Raw genomic sequence first — 20,338 nt, forward strand, 5'->3', positions numbered from 1 at the left:
GTTATTTGTGAACTAATTAAATTTTAAATTAAAGACATGGAGTTCTCGGCTAAGCAAATTGCAGCATTTATCCAAGGGGAAATCATTGGAGACGAAAACGCTACGGTACACACATTCGCTAAAATTGAAGAGGGAATGCCCGGAGCAATTTCTTTCCTGTCAAATCCCAAATATACACCTTACATCTACGAGACACAATCAAGCATTGTCCTGGTTAATAAGGACTTCACTCCCGAGCACGAAATTAAAACTACTCTGATAAAAGTAGACAATGCATATGAAAGTCTGGCTAAATTACTCAATCTTTATGAGATGAGCAAGCCTAAGAAACAAGGTATAGATTCATTAGCTTTCGTTGCACCCAGCGCCAAAATTGGTGAGAACGTATACATCGGTGCATTTGCCTATATTGGTGAAAATACCGTGATTGGAGATAATACCCAAATTTATCCACACACTTTTGTTGGAGATGGCGTGAAGATAGGCAACAGTTGCTTGCTGTACTCCAATGTAAATGTTTATCATGATTGCCGCATAGGTAACGAATGTATCCTGCACTCGGGTGCAGTGATTGGAGCTGACGGATTTGGTTTTGCTCCCACTCCGAATGGATACGATAAGATTCCGCAAATCGGAATTGTTATTCTGGAAGATAAAGTAGATATAGGTGCTAATACTTGTGTAGACCGTGCTACAATGGGAGCTACGGTAGTGCATAGTGGTGTCAAATTAGACAATCTGATACAAATAGCACATAATGATGAAATAGGTTCGCATACCGTAATGGCTGCACAAGCCGGAATTGCCGGTTCTACCAAAATTGGTGAATGGTGTATGATCGGAGGCCAGGTAGGTATTGCAGGACATTCCAAGATAGGAGACAAAGTTGGTTTAGGCGCACAGTCAGGTGTACCCGGAAACATCAAATCCGGTAGTCAACTTATCGGAACTCCTCCCATGGAACTGAAGCAATACTTTAAAGCATCCGTCGCACAAAGAAGCTTGCCGGATATGCAGAAAGAATTGCGTAATCTGCGCAAAGAAGTAGAAGAATTAAAACAACTATTAAATAAGTAACCAATGCTGAAACAAAAAACGCTGAAAGATAGCTTTTCACTGAGCGGGAAAGGTCTTCACACTGGACTTGAGCTCACCGTTACATTCAATCCCGCTCCGGACAACCACGGATATAAAATCCAACGTATCGACATGGAAGGCCAGCCGACTATCGATGCAGTAGCGGACAACGTGACGGAAACCACCCGTGGTACTGTGCTGTCAAAAAACGGGGTCAAGGTTAGCACGGTAGAGCATGGCATGGCAGCTCTCTATGCATTGGGCATTGATAACTGCCTTATCCAGGTGAACGGTCCGGAATTTCCTATTCTGGACGGTAGCGCACAATATTATGTACAAGAAATAGAACGTGTGGGGACAGTAGAACAAAATGCTGTCAAAGATTTTTATATCATCAAATCGAAAATCGAATTCCGGGATGAAGAAACCGGGTCTTCCATCATCGTATTGCCGGACGAGAACTTTAGTCTGAACGTACTGGTATCTTATGATTCGACAATCATTCCGAACCAGTTCGCGACATTAGAAGATATGCAAAAATTCAAAGACGAAGTGGCTGCCAGCCGAACTTTCGTCTTTGTTCGCGAAATAGAGCCGCTTCTTTCCGCCGGACTGATAAAAGGCGGAGACCTGGACAATGCAATCGTAATTTACGAACGCAAAATGTCACAGGAAAGCTTCGATAAATTAGCGGATGTGATGGGAGTTCCCCACATGGATGCCGACCAATTAGGATACATCAATCATAAGCCGTTAGTTTGGCCGAATGAATGTGCCCGCCATAAATTATTGGATGTCATCGGTGACCTCGCTTTAATCGGCAAACCCATCAAAGGACGTATTATCGCCACACGTCCCGGCCATACAATCAACAACAAGTTTGCCCGCCAGATGAGAAAAGAAATTCGTTTACATGAAATCCAGGCCCCGGCTTATGACTGTAACCGGGAGCCGATAATGGACGTAAACCGAATCCGCGAACTTCTTCCGCATCGTTATCCTTTCCAACTGGTAGACAAAGTTATTGAAATTGGAGCTAATTACATCGTAGGTATCAAAAACATTACTGCCAACGAGCCTTTCTTCCAAGGACATTTTCCACAAGAACCGGTTATGCCGGGTGTACTCCAGATAGAAGCCATGGCACAAGTAGGCGGTCTGCTGGTACTTAACTCGGTAGACGAACCGGAACGTTATTCCACCTATTTCATGAAAATAGATGGTGTGAAGTTCCGCCAAAAAGTAGTACCGGGAGATACCTTGCTTTTCCGGGTAGAATTACTGGCTCCGATTCGCCGCGGCATTTCCACAATGAAAGGTTACGCATTTGTGGGCGAAAAAGTGGTCTGTGAAGCGGAATTCATGGCACAAATAGTAAAAAACAAGTAATGATTATGAATTTAGAAATGCAGCAAATCGGTACACTCATCCATATCACAAGACCCTGCAAAACACTCTGAATCCATAAGTCATAATTTAAAATTAAAAATATGATAAGTCCTTTAGCGTATATTCACCCCGAAGCTAAAATCGGGAAAAATGTAGAAATTGCGCCTTTTGTGTTCATAGATAAAAATGTGATTATCGGCGATAACAATAAAATCATGGCTAACGCCAATATTTTATATGGTTCGCGTATTGGCAACGGTAATACTATTTTTCCGGGAGCTGTCATCGGAGCTATCCCGCAGGACCTCAAGTTTCGCGGTGAAGAATCGACAGCCGAAATCGGAGATAACAATCTGATTCGTGAAAATGTGACAATCAACCGCGGTACGGCAGCTAAAGGGCGCACAATCGTGGGCAACAATAATTTACTGATGGAAGGCGTACATGTGGCACACGACGCATTGGTCGGAAATGGATGTATCATCGGCAATTCCACCAAAATGGCTGGTGAGATTGTAATTGACGACAATGCCATTGTCAGCGCTAACGTATTGATGCACCAGTTCTGCCATGTAGGCAGCCACGTCATGATTCAGGGCGGATGTCGTTTCAGTAAAGATATCCCTCCTTATATCATTGCAGGACGCGAACCCATTGCTTTCAGCGGAATCAATATCATCGGCCTGCGCCGTCGCGGCTTCGCCAATGAGGTAATTGAAAATATCCACAACGCTTACCGCATCATTTACCAAAGCGGACTGAATACGACGGAAGCATTGAAAAAAATAGAAGATGAATTTGAGCCAAGTCCCGAAATCGACTATATCATCAGATTCATCCGTAATTCAGAACGCGGAATTATTAAATAAAAACAGTTCAAAATAGTCATATTATGATATACAGATTTACCATTATATCTGATGAAGTTGACGATTTTGTCAGAGAAATACAGATTGACCCGGAAGCAACATTCTTTGACTTCCATGAAGCAATATTGAAATCAGTAGGGTACGCAAACGACCAGATGACTTCCTTCTTTATCTGTGATGATGATTGGGAGAAGGAAAAGGAAGTAACCTTGGAAGAAATGGATGATAATCCGGAAATGGATAGCTGGGTAATGAAAGAAACAAAAATCAGCGAACTGGTAGAAGACGAGAAACAAAAGCTGTTATACATATTCGATTACATGACAGAACGCTGTTTTTTCATCGAGTTGTCTGAAATTATCACAGGCAAAGAGATGAACGGTGCCAAATGTACCAAAAAAGCCGGAGAAGCTCCCAAGCAGACTGTAGACTTCGAAGAAATGGCTGCTGCCGGCGGTTCTCTCGACCTCGATGAGAATTTCTACGGAGACCAGGATTTCGATATGGAAGACTTCGACCAGGAAGGTTTCGGCATAGGAGGAGGCGATGCAGGCAACCCGTACGAAGAAGACAAATTCTAAGTATTAAATATCAAGATATCAGGTATTAATTGCCATGCAGCACCAGGCAGTTAATACCTGATATTTTTTTAAAATTCACGTTTTAAAACGTAATACCCGAAACTTAACTCAACACTTTCTTCATGCCCATTCTTATCGTTTTAATAGGACCCACCGGCGTAGGGAAAACAGAATTAAGCCTACGATTAGCCGAAAAATTTCAAACCCATATCGTATCTGCCGATTCGAGACAGCTATATGCCGAACTGAAGATAGGAACTGCCGCCCCTACTCCCGAACAACTTGAACGTGTACCGCATCACCTGGTCGGCACACTCCATCTTACAGACTATTATAGCGCCGCGCAATATGAGACGGAAGCGATGGAGATTCTCAACGAATTATTCACACAACATAAGGTCATTGTCCTGACAGGCGGTTCAATGATGTATGTAGATGCAATTTGTAAAGGCATTGATGACATTCCTACCGTAGATGCGGAAACCCGCCAACTTATGTTACAAAAATACGAACAAGAAGGGCTTGAACAACTCTGTGCGGAACTCAGGTTACTAGACCCGGAATATTACCGCATCGTAGACCTGAAAAACCCTAAACGGGTGATTCATGCACTGGAAATCTGTTATATGACCGGACGTACTTACACCTCTTTCCGTACGCAACAAAAGAAAGAACGCCCCTTCCATATCCTCAAAATCGGTTTAACCCGTGAGCGGGAAGAGCTTTATGACCGCATCAACCGCCGGGTAGACCAGATGATGAAAGAAGGATTACTGCAAGAAGTACGCTCCGTACTCCCTTACCGGCACCTCAATTCACTCAACACAGTAGGCTACAAAGAACTGTTCAAATATCTGGATGGAGAATGGGAACTTCCTTTCGCTATCGAAAAGATAAAGCAAAACTCACGTATTTACTCACGTAAACAAATGACTTGGTTTAAGCGGGATAAAGAAATACGCTGGTTTCACCCGGAACAAGAAACGGAGATACTCGCATACCTCCGCATAAAAATGGAACATCTTGAATAAGAATACTCTGTAAATATTCTGTTTTTTGACACCATCCACAGTTCTATATAAATAGAAACAGGATTCAGTTTTAAAGACTTTTATATCCGGGTTCTGCTGGCATTACAAGGCACTATAAATACTTCGTATGGCACTGTCTATGATTTTGTGTTACTTACTGAATATCCCGATGCAGGAAATAGAAAGACTATAATAAAAATGGCATATGAGATGATGTCAGGAGGTCATCTTATTTTTTAAAGGGCATTTACTGAATATCCCTACTCTCGAACGGAAACACAGAGTGAAGCCTGCCAAGCTCACTCTCATCAAAACTCTTGCGATATTTTTCCAGAATATCAAATTCTGTAAAGCCCAAAGTCGGGTGGATTTCGGAAATATCTCGTATCTTAGCCATATCTCAGTTCGGATATTTCCCCCGTTTTGGCTGCCAAACCTTATTTGCGGGGGAATACCTAAAGATACAAAAAAGCCGACTAATTCACAATACTTTAAGTATGAATTAGTTGGCTAATTTTATACATTTACACAAAATTCTGGACAGTGCCTTTTATACTATTTACTGAATGTCCCTTTTTAAAGACATTTACCGAATATCCCTATGTAAATGAGAAATACGGGATTCACAATAAGTTCCGTATTTCTCATTTTACACACTATTCAGCATAATACCATACTATTTTCATCCATTATCCTATTTGCCCAACTTCGACACCTTCTGATAAACCTCACGATAAACATTATTGCCTAATTGGAACAAAAGAGTCATTCTCTTTCCATCAATCCGATAAGATATAGGAACAAGAGCATCCAGCTTCCTTCCGTATTCATTATGCAGTTTCTCACAATAAAGCCCCTCGGCAATAATACTGTATTCCCCCGAACGAGTAATTTTGTAAGGACAGAATACGCCTTTCGCCCCCCGGTCAACCGCTTTTGAATACATTGCATTTTTAACATAAGCATCTACATTATAGAAATTACCCTCCTTATCAAGCACCTTATATCTAGTCACTTGTGAGGAAACTTCATCTTGAACAAGTCTCCAAACACCTTTTAAATCTTGGCTCATACAAAAATTGGATGCTAGAAAAAGAAACGAAACAGCCAACCAAATCTTACATAAATTTCTTTTCATAATAAATAGAATTTAAAGTTCAACAAATATTTATTTTTCAATCTAATCCGTACATTACCTTATGTATGAACCACTCACCCCTATAAAATCATCTTTATTTATCCTTCAAAACGACTTTAAGCGTAGGTTTTACCTTAACCTCAATAGTAGGTTTATCATTATAACCGACTCGAAGCACACCATTTTCAGGAGCCTTTATTGTAAAATTCCCTTTAGAATCCGTACTCTCCATAAAACCAGTTCCTTTTACATTGACGACAGCAGGCGTCGGTTCTCCATCCTCGTCACACACCACACCGGTCACGGTAATCCAATCAGACCGGTACTTATCCGTTTCTAGCCGTACAACGTTCTCTTTACCCGCATTATCTACAGACACCGACCGGATTTCCTTGACAGACATCCCTTTCAATTTAGACTTCTTAACCTCTTTATCATCTATACAATAGATTATTTTCCCCTTCACACCTTCCGCTGCACTTTCCGCCAATTCCAAAGCGTCAGCATAAGGTTTCTCCGGATTAGCTTTTCTAAATTGATACTCCCCTTCCGTAAACATAGTGACAAGCATCACCCCGTTCTTTCCCCTTTCTCCATAAATTGCCGTAGCAGATTTATCTTTCAGAATCGTAACACTTTTAATACGGTCATTAGGAAGTTTAGACAAAACATCCTTTCCCGCCACCTCCTTACCATCAATAATAATTAAAGGTTGTTCCTCTTCAATCCCATAAACACGAATACCGTTTCCCACCTTCATACCGGAAGGCAAAGCCTCGGTTATTTTCAAACCGGCAGACACTTCTGGGAATAAATTGACAACCTCCTGTTCCATTCGTATTGACATCTCAGAAGCTACAGCCGCCTTCACCGTTTTATATCCGATAAACGAGAACCATAAATAACTGTCCTTCGGCGCTTTCAAATGGAAGCGCCCATTCACATCCGTTATTGTACCGACAGTCGTATTGGGAATGACTATACTTACTCCTGCTTTAGGCTGCCCTTGCTCGTCAGTAACAATTCCCGTGACAGGAAATTCCGGTACGGCATCCGTTCCGGGCATTTCGCTCCCAGCCAAAACATCCATTCCCTGTCCACCCTTTTTCTCCGCTTTTCGAGTAGTTACAAATATCACGCCGTTCGCACCGCGTCCGCCATATATACTGACAGAAGCACTATCCTTCAATACCGACACACTCTCTATTATTTCCCTATCGAGTTTTTCAAAAGCCTCCATACTCATCTCCTTTCCGTCAACCATAATCAACGGCCTCTTATTCTCCGGAAACCTGATATCTCCAAATCTTACAGGAACGGAATATTTCACAGATACAGGCACCCCACGCTGTTTTCCGGGAATCCATACCGGCATCTCCCTCACAATCCTTTCAGCCTCCCCGTTCAATACGGACTGATCGGATTGAAGCACCCGCACATCCTTCACCTTTCCACTCTCCGACACCGTGAAACCGACAATCACACTTCCGCCTGCTTTACCCTTCACAGCGGAGCTTTTTGTCTTGTCTTCCAGATATTTATACAAAGCATCCATGCCTCCCGGATATTCAGGCATCTGCTCCACCACTTCAAAAACAACGATTTCCTCATTGCCTTTCGTTTTCGCCGTACGATTTTCAATGCCGGCATCGCCCTTACTGTTGCCGTGCAACACTTTTACAGTGTCTTGCAACACATTTTCTTGCACAATCCCAGCCAAATCATTAACTTTGACGGCAGAAATCTCCTCCACCTTTTCGGAGATTTCGGGACGGGCAAAAGCAGCTACCGCAACAGCAGCCAACGGAAGCACATACAAGTACTTCAAACGTGCCCACGGACTCGATTTTTCTTTTAACATCATAGTGATACGTTTTTTAAGTTTACTGTGATTAAAGCTGTTGGCCATAGAGTAGAGCCTTGCGCCAACGGCTTTTTTTATTAATAATAGTTGATATTCCTTCGCGTTCACCCCTTCGTTGATAACAGTCTCATCCGCCTCATACTCATGGATATTCTGCAATTCCTGTTTCAACAGCCATGCGCCGGGATTGAACCATTGGAAAAAGATACAGACATCGGCAATCAATAAGTCGACAGAGTGCCAGTGACGGACATGCGCCGTTTCATGAATCAGAATTTCCCGCCCGTCCTCCTCCAAATCCTTCCGGCTGATAACGATATGCCTCATCCAACTGAACGGAGCTATCTCCTGTTCATGGACAACAAGAATTGTCCCGTTCCCCAATTTTTCCCGCTTGCCGGAATGTATCAACCGGAAAAGACGGAACAAAGAATACAGGTTACGGCAAGCCAAGAAAATTATACCTGCCAGATAAATAAGCAAAAAGATTTTTACCCAAGACAAGAAAAAAGTATCATGCGCTCCCGTCCCTCCAACCGCATCGAAAGCAACAGGTTCCGCTTCCGCCATCAACAACAACTGTTCAATGGTGAGCATTGTTTGCCGGACTTCAACCTGATGACTCGTCGTCACTTTAATAAAAGGAATGAGTAACGACAAAAACAACACCCCCAACAAAGCAACACGATTAAAACGATGAAAAGTTTCCCTACTAAGCAACAAACGGAAAAACAGGTAAAACAAAACAAGGCAAACGGATGATTTCAATATATAAATGAAGAATGCTCCCATAGTCTAGATTGTCATTTCGTTAGTTAACGTTTCCTGTCCGCCTTCTCCACCTCCCGAATCAGTTGCTTCAGTTCATCCAGAGAAATATCTTCTTCCTTAACCAAAAAAGAGACCGCATTCAGGTAAGAATTATTAAAATACTTGCTAATCACATTCCGAAGCGTTCCCTTACGAAATTCCTCCTCACTGACAACAGGATAATACTGATAAGTATTTCCAAAAGTATTATGAGACAGAAAGCCTTTTTCCTCCAGTCCGCGGACAATCGTAGACAACGTATTGAAATGCGGTTTGGGTTCATCATAAAAAGCCAGCATCTCCTTTACAAACAAAGGACCTTTCTTCCAAAAAAAGCCCATGATTTCTTCTTCTTTAACTGTCAATCCTTTCATATCTGCAACTTTATATGGCGCAAATAACGAAAAGTTTTAGTTCATAAACTAATTTTTATAGTTAATATAAACTAAAGGATTTAGTTATCGAAGTCATAATACCAGCAAACTCCTGTAAAATAAGAATTTACAAACACCTTATCCCCATATTTTATCAACAATGAAATTACCGATAAAAAACAAATCACCCATAAAAACAATACTGAACACCAAAAAAGTAAAGCAAGTGCTCCAACGGGCGCCTCCATTCTCTTCACCATGCCGGATACGGAGTAAGGAACTATGCAGGCAATCACCAGCTATGAACAACACGAACAAGTTCGGTATCAAGTCACCCCATGATACCAACCACAGATTATCACCCTTCCCCATCAGGAACGTCAATGCCACAGCCAACAAAAAGACAGAAGCATACTGCAAATCTTTTCTTTTAGAATTCATAGCGGTAATGTTTAAAGTACTTTTCACAAAGATATTGAATCCTACCCAATAATCCTTATCAAACTCCGATAAAAATCAGTCATGTTTTGTTGAATCTAAGTTTATTGTTACTTTTGCAGATACGAATAGAAACCAAAACCGATTCATAAAAAACAAATGAAAAAGATCAGCATCATTTTATTGCTTTGCCTATCCTGCCTCACCGGAATGGCGCAAGGACCAAAGGCACTCGATTTAAAAGATATCACCTCCGGACGTTTCCGCCCGGAAAACATTCAGGGAGTCATCCCTACGCCCGACGGTGAGCATTATACGCAAATGAATGCCGACGGTACGCAAATCATCAAATACTCTTTCAAGACAGGTGAAAAAACAGAAGTACTCTTCGATGTAAACACCGCACGCGAATGCGACTTCAAGCACTTTGACAGCTACCAGTTCTCGCCCGACGGCCAGAAACTGCTCATAGCCACCAAAACAACCCCTATTTATCGACATTCCTATACAGCCATATACTATCTTTACCCTTTGAAACGAAATGACAAGGGTGTCACGACAAACAATATTATCGAACGGCTGTCTGACGGCGGACCTCAACAGGTCCCCGTCTTTTCTCCAGACGGAACAATGGTCGCTTTCGTACGCGACAATAACATATTCCTCGTCAAACTCCTCTATGGCAATAGCGAAAGCCAAGTAACCGAAGACGGCAAACAGAACTCCATCATCAACGGTATCCCGGACTGGGTATATGAAGAAGAATTCGGTTTTAACCGCGCATTGGAATTCAGTGCCGACAATACCATGCTCGCCTTCATCCGCTTTGACGAATCGAAAGTTCCGTCCTACTCCTTTCCCCTTTTCGCAGGAGAAGCGCCGCGTATCGGAGCCTTAAAAGACTATCCGGGCGAGTACACTTACAAATACCCCAAAGCCGGATATCCGAACTCCAAAGTAGAAGTACGCACCTACGACATCAAATCACACGTCACCCGTACCATGAAACTTCCACTGGACCCGGACGGATATATCCCGCGCATCCGCTTCACCAAAGACGCCAACAAACTAGCCGTCATGACACTAAACCGCCATCAGGACCGTTTCGACCTTTATTTTGCAGACCCGCGTTCTACCCTCTGCAAACTCATACTACGTGATGAATCACCTTATTATATCAAAGAAAACATTTTCGACAACATAAAGTTCTATCCGGAAGCTTTCAGCCTGTTGAGCGAACGGGACGGTTACAGCCATCTCTACTGGTATAGCATGGGCGGCAACCTTATCAAAAAAGTCACCAACGGCAAATTTGAAGTAAAAGACTTTCTGGGATATGACGAAGAAGACGGTTCCTTCTATTATACCAGCAACGAAGAAAGCCCGCTTCGGAAAGCAGTTTACAAGACCGACAAGAAAGGCAGAAAAACCAAGCTATCCCAAAAAGCCGGAACCAATACGCCCCTCTTCAGCAAATCGATGAAATATTACATGAACAAGTTCACCAACGTGGATACACCCATGCTCATCACACTGAACGACAATACGGGCAAAACATTAAAAACCCTTGTCACTAACGAACCGCTGAAACAAACGCTGTCCGGATATTCCATTCCCCAAAAAGAATTCTTCACTTTCCAGACAACAGACGGAGTTACACTAAACGGCTGGATGATGAAACCCGTAGAATTCTCCGCATCCAAGAAATACCCCGTGCTGATGTACCAATACAGCGGTCCCGGCTCCCAACAAGTACTCGACACATGGGGAATCAGTTGGGAAACCTACATGGCAAGCCTCGGCTACATCGTCGTATGCGTAGACGGGCGTGGAACAGGAGGCCGCGGAGAAGCCTTCGAGAAATGTACCTATCTGAAAATCGGAGTAAAAGAAGCCAGAGACCAGGTAGAAACAGCCCTTTATCTCGGCAAACAACCCTATGTAGACAAAAACCGCATAGGTATCTGGGGATGGAGTTACGGCGGATACATGACTATCATGAGCATGAGTGAAGGAACTCCGGTATTCAAGGCGGGCGTAGCTGTCGCCGCTCCCACCGACTGGCGTTTTTACGACACCATCTATACAGAACGTTTCATGCGTACCCCGAAAGAGAATGCAGAAGGATATAAAGAAGCATCCGCATTCACCCGTGCCGATAAACTGCATGGCAACCTGTTGCTGGTACACGGCATGGCCGATGACAATGTCCACTTCCAGAACTGTACGGAGTATGCCGAACACCTCGTACAACTCGGGAAACAATTCGACATGCAAGTGTACACCAACCGTAACCACAGCATATACGGCGGAAACACCCGAAACCACCTCTACACACGGCTAACCAACTTCTTCCTGAACAACCTATAATGACTGACAGAGTACGTAAGCCCGAATGGCTGAAAATCAATATCGGTGCCAATGAACGATACACCGAAACGAAACGGATAGTCGACTCCCACTGCCTGCACACCATTTGCAGCAGTGGGCGTTGCCCCAATATGGGCGAATGCTGGGGAAAAGGGACAGCGACATTCATGATTGGCGGCGACATTTGCACCCGCAGTTGTAAATTCTGCAATACCCGCACCGGCCGTCCCCATCCGTTGGACAACAATGAACCCGTTCATGTAGCGGAGTCCATCTCGCTCATGAAACTCAACCATGCGGTAATCACTTCCGTAGACCGCGATGATTTGCCCGATTTGGGAGCAGCCCATTGGGCACGTACCATCCAGGAGATAAAACGGCTGAATCCGCAAACCACCATCGAAGTGTTGATTCCCGATTTCCAGGGCAAAACAGAGTTCATAGATTGGATAATCGAAGCCCGGCCCGATATTATCTCACACAATATGGAAACCGTCCGGCGTATCAGTCCCCAGGTACGCAGCGCAGCCAATTATGACACCAGCCTGCAAGTTATCGCCCACATATCGCAAAACGGCATCCAATCCAAAAGCGGCATTATGGTCGGTTTGGGAGAAACTCCCCAAGAAGTGGAAACACTGATGGACGACCTGCTGGCAGCCGGTTGCCGGATACTTACCATCGGGCAATACCTTCAACCCAGCCACCGCCACTATCCCGTTGCGGAATATGTAACGCCGCAACAGTTCAAAAACTACCGAGCCACAGGCTTAGAGAAAGGATTCGATATCGTAGAAAGCGCTCCGCTTGTCCGCTCCTCCTATCACGCAGAGAAACACATCCGTTAGCAAACAAAACACAACCGCCATTTGTTTTATAAACAGGACCGACAAATAAACAGAAAGAAATGGAGCATAAAGGAATACTTTCTTCCGCATTTAACATGTCGCTGGGTTTTATCCCCGTTATTATTTCCATTCTATTGTGCGAATTCATAACGCAAGACACGGCTATCTACATCGGTACGGGCATAAGTATCGTAAGCATATATCTTTCATACCGGCGAAAAGGCGCATTGCTCCCCAACTTCATCCTAGACATATCCGCCGGCATATTGTCACTGTTGGCTCTCGCCACCCTCATTCCGGGCGATTACATACCGGCCGGAGCTCTTCCCCTCACGCTGGAAGTAAGCATTCTCATCCCGATGCTCATCCTCTATATGCATAAGAAAAGATTCATCAACCATTTCCTGAAACAAATAGACTCCTGCAACAAACGCCTGTATGCACAAGGAGCGGAAGCAGCCATCGTTTCCGCACGAATCGCGTTGATTCTCGGCACACTCCATTTCATAGCCATCAGTGCAACCCTCACTCTTCAGAACCCGCTAAGCCATACAAGCGCCCTTGTTCTCTACAAAGTGTCCCCACCCGCCGTTTTCATCATGAGCATCCTCCTCAACCAGGTTGCCATACGCTTCTTTAACCGCCTAATGTCACACACAGAATATGTCCCCATTGTCAATACCAAAGGAGACGTTATCGGAAAAACCCTTGCAATCGAAGCCATCAATTATAAAAACACCTATATCAACCCGGTCATCCGCATAGCCATATCTACCCACGGCATGTTATTCCTCTGCGACCGGCCGTCAACCGCAATCCTGGATAAGAACAAAACAGATATCCCGCTGGAATGTTACCTCCGTTTCGGCGAAACCCTGTCAGAAGGAGTCAACCGTTTACTTGCCAATGCATTTCCGCATGCAAAAGAAAGCATCCAACCGGAATTCAATATCGTTTACCATTTCGAAAACGAAGTAACCAACCGCCTTATATACCTGTTCATCGCCGACATAAATGACGACTCCATCCTCTGTACTCCACGTTTCAAGAACAGTAAGCTATGGAGTTTCAGACAAATAGAGGAAAACTTGGGAAAAGGCTTTTTCAGCAGTTGCTTTGAAGATGAATACGAACACTTGAAAAGCGTCATTTATATAAGAGAAAAATACAAGGAATCTTAGACAAATCAGGAATACGCCCTTTCCACTCCTTCACAGTACGTGTCTGTATATATTCCCCCTCACAAGTGATATTGGCAGCAATACAAAGTTTCGTCTGCGGACGGCAGTTTTGCAAGATATCCTCCGCCATCTTATGGTTCCGGTAAGGCGTCTCTATAAAAAGCTGCGTCTGATTCTCCGCATACGCACGCTGTTCCAGCATTTTCAATTTCCTGACACGTTCACCCGGCTCAATCGGCAGATACCCGTGAAAAGCAAAACTCTGTCCGTTAAAACCGGAAGCCATCACAGAAAGAATGATGGAAGAAGGCCCCACCAAAGGAACCACCTTCAACTTCTTCCGTTGCGCAATCGCAACAACATCCGCCCCCGGATCGGCAACAGCCGGACAACCGGCCTCTGAGATAACCCCCATTGCAGCCCCCTTTAACAAAGGTTCCAGATAACCGGAAATATCTTCGGGCGAAGTATACTTGTTCAACGGATAAAACGTCAGCGAGTCAATATCAATCCCAGGGTCCGCCTTCTTCAAAAAACGGCGGGCAGAACGAACATCTTCGACTATAAAATAACGGATACCGGAGATAATCTCCTTATTATAAGAAGGCAACACCTTCTCAAGCGGGGTATCGCCCAAAGTCACAGGCAACAAATAAAGAGCCGTTTCCACTTCAACAATCACTTATTACAGATTATAAACAATACGACAACCAGCAACCCGTTCAAACAAATCAGGAAGCCGGATACTCAGACTCATTCAGCATTTCATGATAATCGGTAAACTCCAGCAAATCCTTTACCTTCATACCCTTATGCCTTTTCATATAGGAAGACACAATCTTCGCCCCCATCCAAATACCAATCAAAGCGGGAGCCTGTTCGCCCAACATCTCAACCGCAGGAGCAGGCTTCATATAATAACGGATAACCATCGGATCGCGCGCATGCAAATGCTCGTTAGCGCATATATACTTCCAGATAGCCTCCTCATTCTCCTCACACCAGGCATCCTCCTCTTTCGAATACCCTATTGCCTCCCCCACACTATCATAGCCCAACAACTTCTGCACCACATAATGAATCTTTCCGGAATGTACCATTAAATCAATGAGGCATGCCCCCTCATGATACCCCATTCCGTAACGGCTGAGAAGATAAAACGCAAAACAATCCGGTATAATCCGTTCCGGGCGCATGGAACGGCACTGATAATCATAATAAAACCGTTTATAAAGAGGATAATCCTCCCCCATATACTTGTCAAGACTTATCCCCAGCAGGGTATCCACTAGAACAATAGACTCATTGAATGCAGATATCTGTGAATAAACAAACGGGACCTTAACATCAGGCACTTCTTTTTTCAACTTTCCGAACCCTTCATTCAGCCCCTTCTCCACTTCGTCAAGGTCAGGGAATTTCCTTTCCACATCATTCATCAGGCGAATCAACGTGGAATCCGAATAAAACTTTTGCAGACGCTGAAAAATCGTATCGTCTTTCACCGTACCGATAGCCAGTACATCCTCAATCAGGAGTTTTGTCGGTTCGCGATAATCCATCGTCAGCTTCTGCATGGCAGAAAAGCTGTTCGAGCGGACATACTCGCTCAACAGCTTATCATATCTTAAAACAGAAATCTCTTCCCCTTTCTGTTTCACGCCTTTCCCCGTACTTATCCCGCAGGAGGCGAAAAGCACGCTTAACAATCCCAAAAGAAGAGAAATCCGCAACTTCATATTCTTTTATCCGTAAATGATATTACCATTCTCATCCATATACTCATCCAGCCCCTTTTCATAAGTAGCCATAGCACGAAGACTCATGCCCACGCTAGAAAATCCGCCGTCATGGAACAAATTCTGCATCGTCACCTTACGGGTAAGGTCAGAGAACATAACGATACAATAATCCGCACACTCATCCGCACTGGCATTCCCCAACGGAGACATGCGGTTGGCGAAATCATACAGCTTATCCATTCCCTTCACACCCGAACCGGCGGTGGTAAATGTAGGAGACTGTGAAATCGTATTCACGCGCACACTGTGCTCGCGTCCGTAAATATATCCGAAACTGCGTGCGATAGACTCAAGCAACGCCTTTGCATCCGCCATATCATTGTAACCGTAGAAAGTACGCTGTGCCGCTACATAACTCAAAGCGACAATAGAGCCATAATCGGCAATGGCATTCAATTTTTTGGCAGACTGAATCATTTTATGAAACGACACAGCAGAAATATCCAGCGTCTTTTCCAGCATCCCATAGTCAAGGTCGTCATAAGTACGTTTCTTACGCACATTAGGAGACATACCGATAGAGTGAAGAACGAAATCAATCTGTCCGCCCAGTATGTCCATAGAGGTCTTGAATACATTCGACAAATCCTCTATGCTAGTCGCATCGGCCGGTATGACCTGGCAATTCAGCTTTTCCGCTAAAGCATTGACTTCTCCCATACGGATAGCCATCGGAGTATTTGATAATGTAATAGTCGCACCTTCCTCTACGGCCCGCTCCGCTACCTTCCAAGCAATAGACTGGTCATTCAGAGCACCGAAGATTATACCTCTTTTTCCTTTCAACAAGTTGTAACTCATATCTTTTAATAGTTAAATTTTGTGCAAAGATAGGAACTTTCTGCATAAAAACACGAGATATGTGCAAATAATAGGTATAAATGACAAAAAATACACGTATTCTATCAATTAGTCCACATCCCCTTAGACTTTCCCGCTTATCTTTGCCATCGACAATTAAAACGCTCAACGAGTTGCCAAGAAAAACAATAAATGTATAACCCTTATAGAATTAAGTTACTAAATGAACACATTGACAAAAAGATTCTTCTGGATGGCTATATGCTGCTTACCGTTCATTTCGGGATGCAAACAGAATGAAAATACAGTAAAAGAAAGTAGGATAAGCGACACCCTTTACCAGAATCTACCCTTTGAGATGCCTAAAGTACAACAACCGTCTTTCCCCGCTTATGAAACAAACATCGAACAATTCGGAGCGAAAGGAGACGGCATGTTCCTGAATACCCAGGCCATAAATGATGCCATCAAAGACGTCAACCGGCATGGCGGAGGCAAAGTAGTTATTCCGGAAGGCGTCTGGCTGACCGGTCCCATCGAACTGCTAAGCAATGTAAACCTTTATACGGAACCAAACGCATTGGTACTCTTCACCGGAGATTTCGAGGCATACCCTATCATCAACACCTCCTTCGAAGGACTGGAAACCCGCCGCTGCCAATCCCCCATTTCAGCCCGCAATGCGGAAAACATCGCTATCACGGGACACGGCACGTTCGACGGCAACGGCGATTGCTGGCGACCGGTAAAGAAAGGGAAACTGACCGCCTCACAATGGAAAAAACTGGTAAACTCCGGAGGTGTTCTTGACGAAAAACAAGAAATATGGTATCCTACTGCAGGTTCATTGAAAGGCGCCATGGCTTGTAAAGACTTCAATGTTCCCGAAGGCATCCATACAGACGAAGAATGGGCTGAAATCCGCCCGTGGCTGCGTCCGGTACTGTTAAGCATCGTAAAAAGCAAAAAAATATTACTGGAAGGCGTAACCTTCAAAAATTCACCCAGTTGGTGCCTGCACCCTCTGTCTTGCGAAGACCTCACCGTGAACAACATCATGGTAATCAACCCCTGGTATTCCCAAAACGGTGACGCTATCGATTTGGAATCCTGCAAGAACGCACTTATCATCAACAGTGTGTTTGACGCAGGAGACGATGCAATCTGCATCAAATCCGGAAAAGACGAAAACGGACGCCGCCGCGGAGAACCCTGCCAGAATGTAATAGTAAAAAACAACACGGTACTGCACGGGCACGGCGGATTCGTGGTCGGCAGCGAAATGTCCGGAGGAGTGAAAAACATCTATGTAGAAGACTGCACGTTTATGGGAACAGATGTAGGACTACGTTTCAAAAGCACGCGCGGACGGGGCGGCGTGGTAGAAAATATCCATATCAACCGCATCAACATGATTAACATACCGAACGAACCCCTGTTGTTCGACTTGTTCTACGGCGGCAAAGGCGCAGGAGAAGAATCGGAAGAAGACCTGTTGAAACGTATGAAAACCGCCATCCCCCCGGTTACGGAAGAAACCCCGTCATTCCGCAACATCCACATTTCAAACATCGTCTGCAGAGGTTCCGGACGCGCCATGTTCTTCAACGGACTGCCGGAAATGCCAATCAGCGACGTAACGGTGAAAAACGTAGTAATAACCGAAGCCTCGGACGGAGTCGTACTCAGCCAGGTAGACGGGGTTACCTTTGAAAATATCCATGTAGAATCAGTGAAGGGCAACTACCTGTTAAAAGTCAGAAACGCCCAAAAACTGACAGTAAACGGAAAGCTCCATGAAGAAATAGATTCCAAAGGAGAAACGCTGAAATTCAAATAAAACTCCGTACCCCAAATGTAAACAATGTAAAAACGGGAAAATTTGCCGGAAAGGATACGGTCCGAATCATTCGTACCCGCAGTTGCAACCTAAAAAACCACAATCATTATATAGAGTAAAAAGCTCAAATAGCAGACAACTTCATCCTCAAAAGATAAGCGGTCTGCTATTTCCCATTCTTTCTATCCAAGATAAAAATACCTCCGCAGCAACTCAATACATCCCGATTCCATGTCGAGACAACCCAATTTCTTAAAAGCAGACAGCTTCCGGCCATCCAAACGGATACGAAGTAATTATGTTTGATTGATGTCCATACGGATTTCATCCGGCATACGATAAACCTTCCGCCTACGATACCTCGACCGGAAACGCAACCTAATTCCACGTTCCACAATCTTTTCCCCACATCCAACTCGTAACCGAACGGCATGAATTTACCGTTTACGGCAATACGACACACACAACCGGAACAAATCCAGCATTGCGTTTCAGATAAAATTATACATTGAATATCATTCCCATAACTCTTTAACAGGCAAAATTATCCGTTGTAGATGTTCATAACCTTCTTATACCCATCCGCTCCGACTTTCATTTTTTATCCCTATCTTTGCAAAAGAAAAGACGACATCTAACATCAGCTTTGAAATCATGAAAAAGAACCTATTCATCATTCCCTTCCTTTTAGGAAGTCTCAGTTTACCCGTTTCTGCCCAACAACAGGAGACAACCGTTACAGTAGAAGTACACAACAACTGGAACCAAGCAAAAACAGACGCCCCGGTAGTCATCAATATACACGAGCTGCATACGGGATTCAAGGTAAAATCCGCAACGGTGACGGAAGGCTCCCGCGAAATACCCTCCCAACTGGACGATTTAAACAGAGACCGCAACATGGACGAACTGGCATTCGTCACCGACCTTCCCGCCAACGGGAAAAAAACATTCCGTATCACACTCTCCTCGGAAAAGAACGTCAAGAACTATCCGGCACGTGTCTATGCCGACATGTTCATCGCAGACCACCGGAAAGGAAAACACCAACGAGTACAAGCCATCACGGTCCCCGGAAGCAGCAACATCTACAGCATGGTACGCCCCCACGGTCCGGTTCTCGAATCGGAGCTGGTCGGTTACCGCCTCTACTTCAATGAAAAACAGACACCGGACATTTACGGGAAGTTCAACAAAGGACTGGAAATCAAAGAATCTCAATTCTATCCCACCGACGCCCAGCTAGCAAAAGGATTCGGCGATGACGTGCTCCGGGTATTCGACAGTTGCGGTCCGGGCGCCTTGAAAGGGTGGGACGGTAAAAAAGCGACCCATATCACCCCCGTCGAAACCCGTACCGAACGCATCATATCCTATGGCCCGGTACGTGCAATTGCAGAAATCGAAGTGACCGGATGGCAATACCAGGGTTCAGAGCTGAACATGACGACACGCTACACGCTTTACGCAGGACACCGCGACCTTCATATCGAAGCCTTCTTCGACGAACCGTTGAAAACAGAAATATTCTCGACCGGCGTCCAGAATATCACAGGTACGGCAACTTCATTCTCAGACCATCAAGGATTGGTCGGAAGCTGGGGAACCGACTGGCCGGTAAACGATACGGTCAAATATGCCAAAGAAACAGTAGGGTTAGGAACCTGCATCCCCCAACGTTACGTAAAATCGGAAGAAAAAGACAAGGCAAACTTCCTCTATACGGTTACCGCTCCGGAAAGCAACTATTTCCAATACCATACCACCTTCACCTCCATGAAAGAATCCTTCGGATACAAAACGCCGGAAGCCTGGTTCGCCTATCTCCGCAAATGGAAAGAAGAACTGACTCACCCGGTAACCATAAAAATAGAAAAAGCAAACCGGTAATAAGAATACCGGTACGGCTAAACAAAAAATACATA

At 44.4% G+C, this 20,338-nt stretch carries 18 protein-coding genes; 10 read left to right on the forward strand and 8 right to left on the reverse strand.

The window, feature by feature from the left end:
- Positions 1-36 precede the first annotated feature (36 nt).
- The 5 genes from lpxD (at position 37) to miaA (ending at position 4,947) form a co-directional block, all read left to right on the forward strand.
- On the forward strand, positions 37-1,077 hold the full coding sequence (gene lpxD / locus Q5076_RS01210) for a UDP-3-O-(3-hydroxymyristoyl)glucosamine N-acyltransferase (protein WP_303010404.1): 1,041 nt from the start codon (positions 37-39) through the stop codon (positions 1,075-1,077).
- A 3-nt stretch (positions 1,078-1,080) separates the two neighbouring features.
- Positions 1,081-2,466 carry a bifunctional UDP-3-O-[3-hydroxymyristoyl] N-acetylglucosamine deacetylase/3-hydroxyacyl-ACP dehydratase gene (locus Q5076_RS01215; RefSeq protein ID WP_303010405.1) on the forward strand — a complete coding sequence of 462 codons (1,386 nt, stop codon included), beginning with the start codon at positions 1,081-1,083 and terminating at the stop codon, positions 2,464-2,466.
- A gap of 101 nt (positions 2,467-2,567) precedes the next feature.
- Complete coding sequence (lpxA, locus tag Q5076_RS01220) at positions 2,568-3,335, forward strand: acyl-ACP--UDP-N-acetylglucosamine O-acyltransferase (protein WP_303010406.1); 768 nt, start codon at positions 2,568-2,570, stop codon at positions 3,333-3,335.
- A gap of 23 nt (positions 3,336-3,358) precedes the next feature.
- A complete protein-coding gene (locus Q5076_RS01225) occupies positions 3,359-3,916 on the forward strand; it encodes a hypothetical protein (protein WP_303010407.1) in 558 nt (185 codons plus the stop codon).
- 122 nt (positions 3,917-4,038) lie between these two features.
- Positions 4,039-4,947 (forward strand): tRNA (adenosine(37)-N6)-dimethylallyltransferase MiaA, encoded by a 909-nt coding sequence (gene miaA / locus Q5076_RS01230; protein WP_303010408.1) that lies wholly within the window; start codon positions 4,039-4,041, stop codon positions 4,945-4,947.
- A 247-nt stretch (positions 4,948-5,194) separates the two neighbouring features.
- On the opposite strand, the gene Q5076_RS01235 is transcribed toward miaA, so the two are convergent.
- The 5 genes from Q5076_RS01235 to Q5076_RS01260 form a co-directional block, all read right to left on the reverse strand.
- Positions 5,195-5,344, reverse strand: coding sequence for a hypothetical protein (locus Q5076_RS01235; protein ID WP_303010409.1), 150 nt, complete (start codon positions 5,342-5,344; stop codon positions 5,195-5,197).
- A gap of 297 nt (positions 5,345-5,641) precedes the next feature.
- On the reverse strand, positions 5,642-6,085 hold the full coding sequence (locus Q5076_RS01240) for a hypothetical protein (RefSeq protein WP_303010410.1): 444 nt from the start codon (positions 6,083-6,085) through the stop codon (positions 5,642-5,644).
- Between the two features lie 94 nt (positions 6,086-6,179).
- Positions 6,180-8,741 carry a TonB family protein gene (locus Q5076_RS01250; protein ID WP_368389367.1) on the reverse strand — a complete coding sequence of 854 codons (2,562 nt, stop codon included), beginning with the start codon at positions 8,739-8,741 and terminating at the stop codon, positions 6,180-6,182.
- A 23-nt stretch (positions 8,742-8,764) separates the two neighbouring features.
- Positions 8,765-9,133, reverse strand: a complete 369-nt coding sequence (locus Q5076_RS01255) for a BlaI/MecI/CopY family transcriptional regulator (protein ID WP_303010411.1) — start codon at positions 9,131-9,133, stop codon at positions 8,765-8,767.
- Between the two features lie 138 nt (positions 9,134-9,271).
- Positions 9,272-9,574: a hypothetical protein gene (locus tag Q5076_RS01260; RefSeq protein WP_303010412.1), complete on the reverse strand. Its 303-nt coding sequence runs from the start codon at positions 9,572-9,574 to the stop codon at positions 9,272-9,274.
- 156 nt (positions 9,575-9,730) lie between these two features.
- On the opposite strand from Q5076_RS01260, the gene Q5076_RS01265 reads away from it, so the two are divergent.
- The 3 genes from Q5076_RS01265 to Q5076_RS01275 are packed head-to-tail and all read left to right on the forward strand — an operon-like array spanning position 9,731 to position 13,970.
- Positions 9,731-11,941: a S9 family peptidase gene (locus tag Q5076_RS01265; RefSeq protein ID WP_303010413.1), complete on the forward strand. Its 2,211-nt coding sequence runs from the start codon at positions 9,731-9,733 to the stop codon at positions 11,939-11,941.
- Positions 11,941-12,789 (forward strand): lipoyl synthase, encoded by an 849-nt coding sequence (gene lipA / locus Q5076_RS01270; RefSeq protein ID WP_303010414.1) that lies wholly within the window; start codon positions 11,941-11,943, stop codon positions 12,787-12,789. The genes Q5076_RS01265 and lipA overlap by 1 nt, the downstream gene beginning before the upstream one ends.
- A gap of 59 nt (positions 12,790-12,848) precedes the next feature.
- Positions 12,849-13,970, forward strand: coding sequence for a hypothetical protein (locus Q5076_RS01275; RefSeq protein ID WP_303010416.1), 1,122 nt, complete (start codon positions 12,849-12,851; stop codon positions 13,968-13,970).
- On the opposite strand, the gene Q5076_RS01280 is transcribed toward Q5076_RS01275, so the two are convergent.
- The 3 genes from Q5076_RS01280 to Q5076_RS01290 all read right to left on the reverse strand — a co-directional run bounded on the left by Q5076_RS01280 (position 13,936) and on the right by Q5076_RS01290 (position 16,573).
- A complete protein-coding gene (locus Q5076_RS01280) occupies positions 13,936-14,640 on the reverse strand; it encodes an SAM-dependent methyltransferase (protein ID WP_303010539.1) in 705 nt (234 codons plus the stop codon). The two genes, Q5076_RS01275 and Q5076_RS01280, sit on opposite strands and share 35 nt — an antisense overlap.
- A 61-nt stretch (positions 14,641-14,701) precedes the next feature.
- Entirely contained in the window at positions 14,702-15,709 is a 1,008-nt protein-coding gene (locus Q5076_RS01285) for a gliding motility lipoprotein GldB (protein ID WP_303010418.1), read from the reverse strand.
- A 6-nt stretch (positions 15,710-15,715) separates the two neighbouring features.
- Positions 15,716-16,573: an enoyl-ACP reductase gene (locus tag Q5076_RS01290; protein WP_303010419.1), complete on the reverse strand. Its 858-nt coding sequence runs from the start codon at positions 16,571-16,573 to the stop codon at positions 15,716-15,718.
- Between the two features lie 223 nt (positions 16,574-16,796).
- On the opposite strand from Q5076_RS01290, the gene Q5076_RS01295 reads away from it, so the two are divergent.
- Positions 16,797-18,413, forward strand: a complete 1,617-nt coding sequence (locus tag Q5076_RS01295) for a glycoside hydrolase family 28 protein (RefSeq protein ID WP_303010421.1) — start codon at positions 16,797-16,799, stop codon at positions 18,411-18,413.
- A gap of 654 nt (positions 18,414-19,067) precedes the next feature.
- Positions 19,068-20,303, forward strand: a complete 1,236-nt coding sequence (locus Q5076_RS01300; RefSeq protein WP_303010422.1) for a DUF4861 domain-containing protein — start codon at positions 19,068-19,070, stop codon at positions 20,301-20,303.
- Positions 20,304-20,338 lie beyond the last annotated feature (35 nt).

Origin of the sequence: uncultured Bacteroides sp. (assembly GCF_958445495.1) — a bacterium.
In the GTDB taxonomy this organism is placed as follows: domain Bacteria; phylum Bacteroidota; class Bacteroidia; order Bacteroidales; family Bacteroidaceae; genus Bacteroides.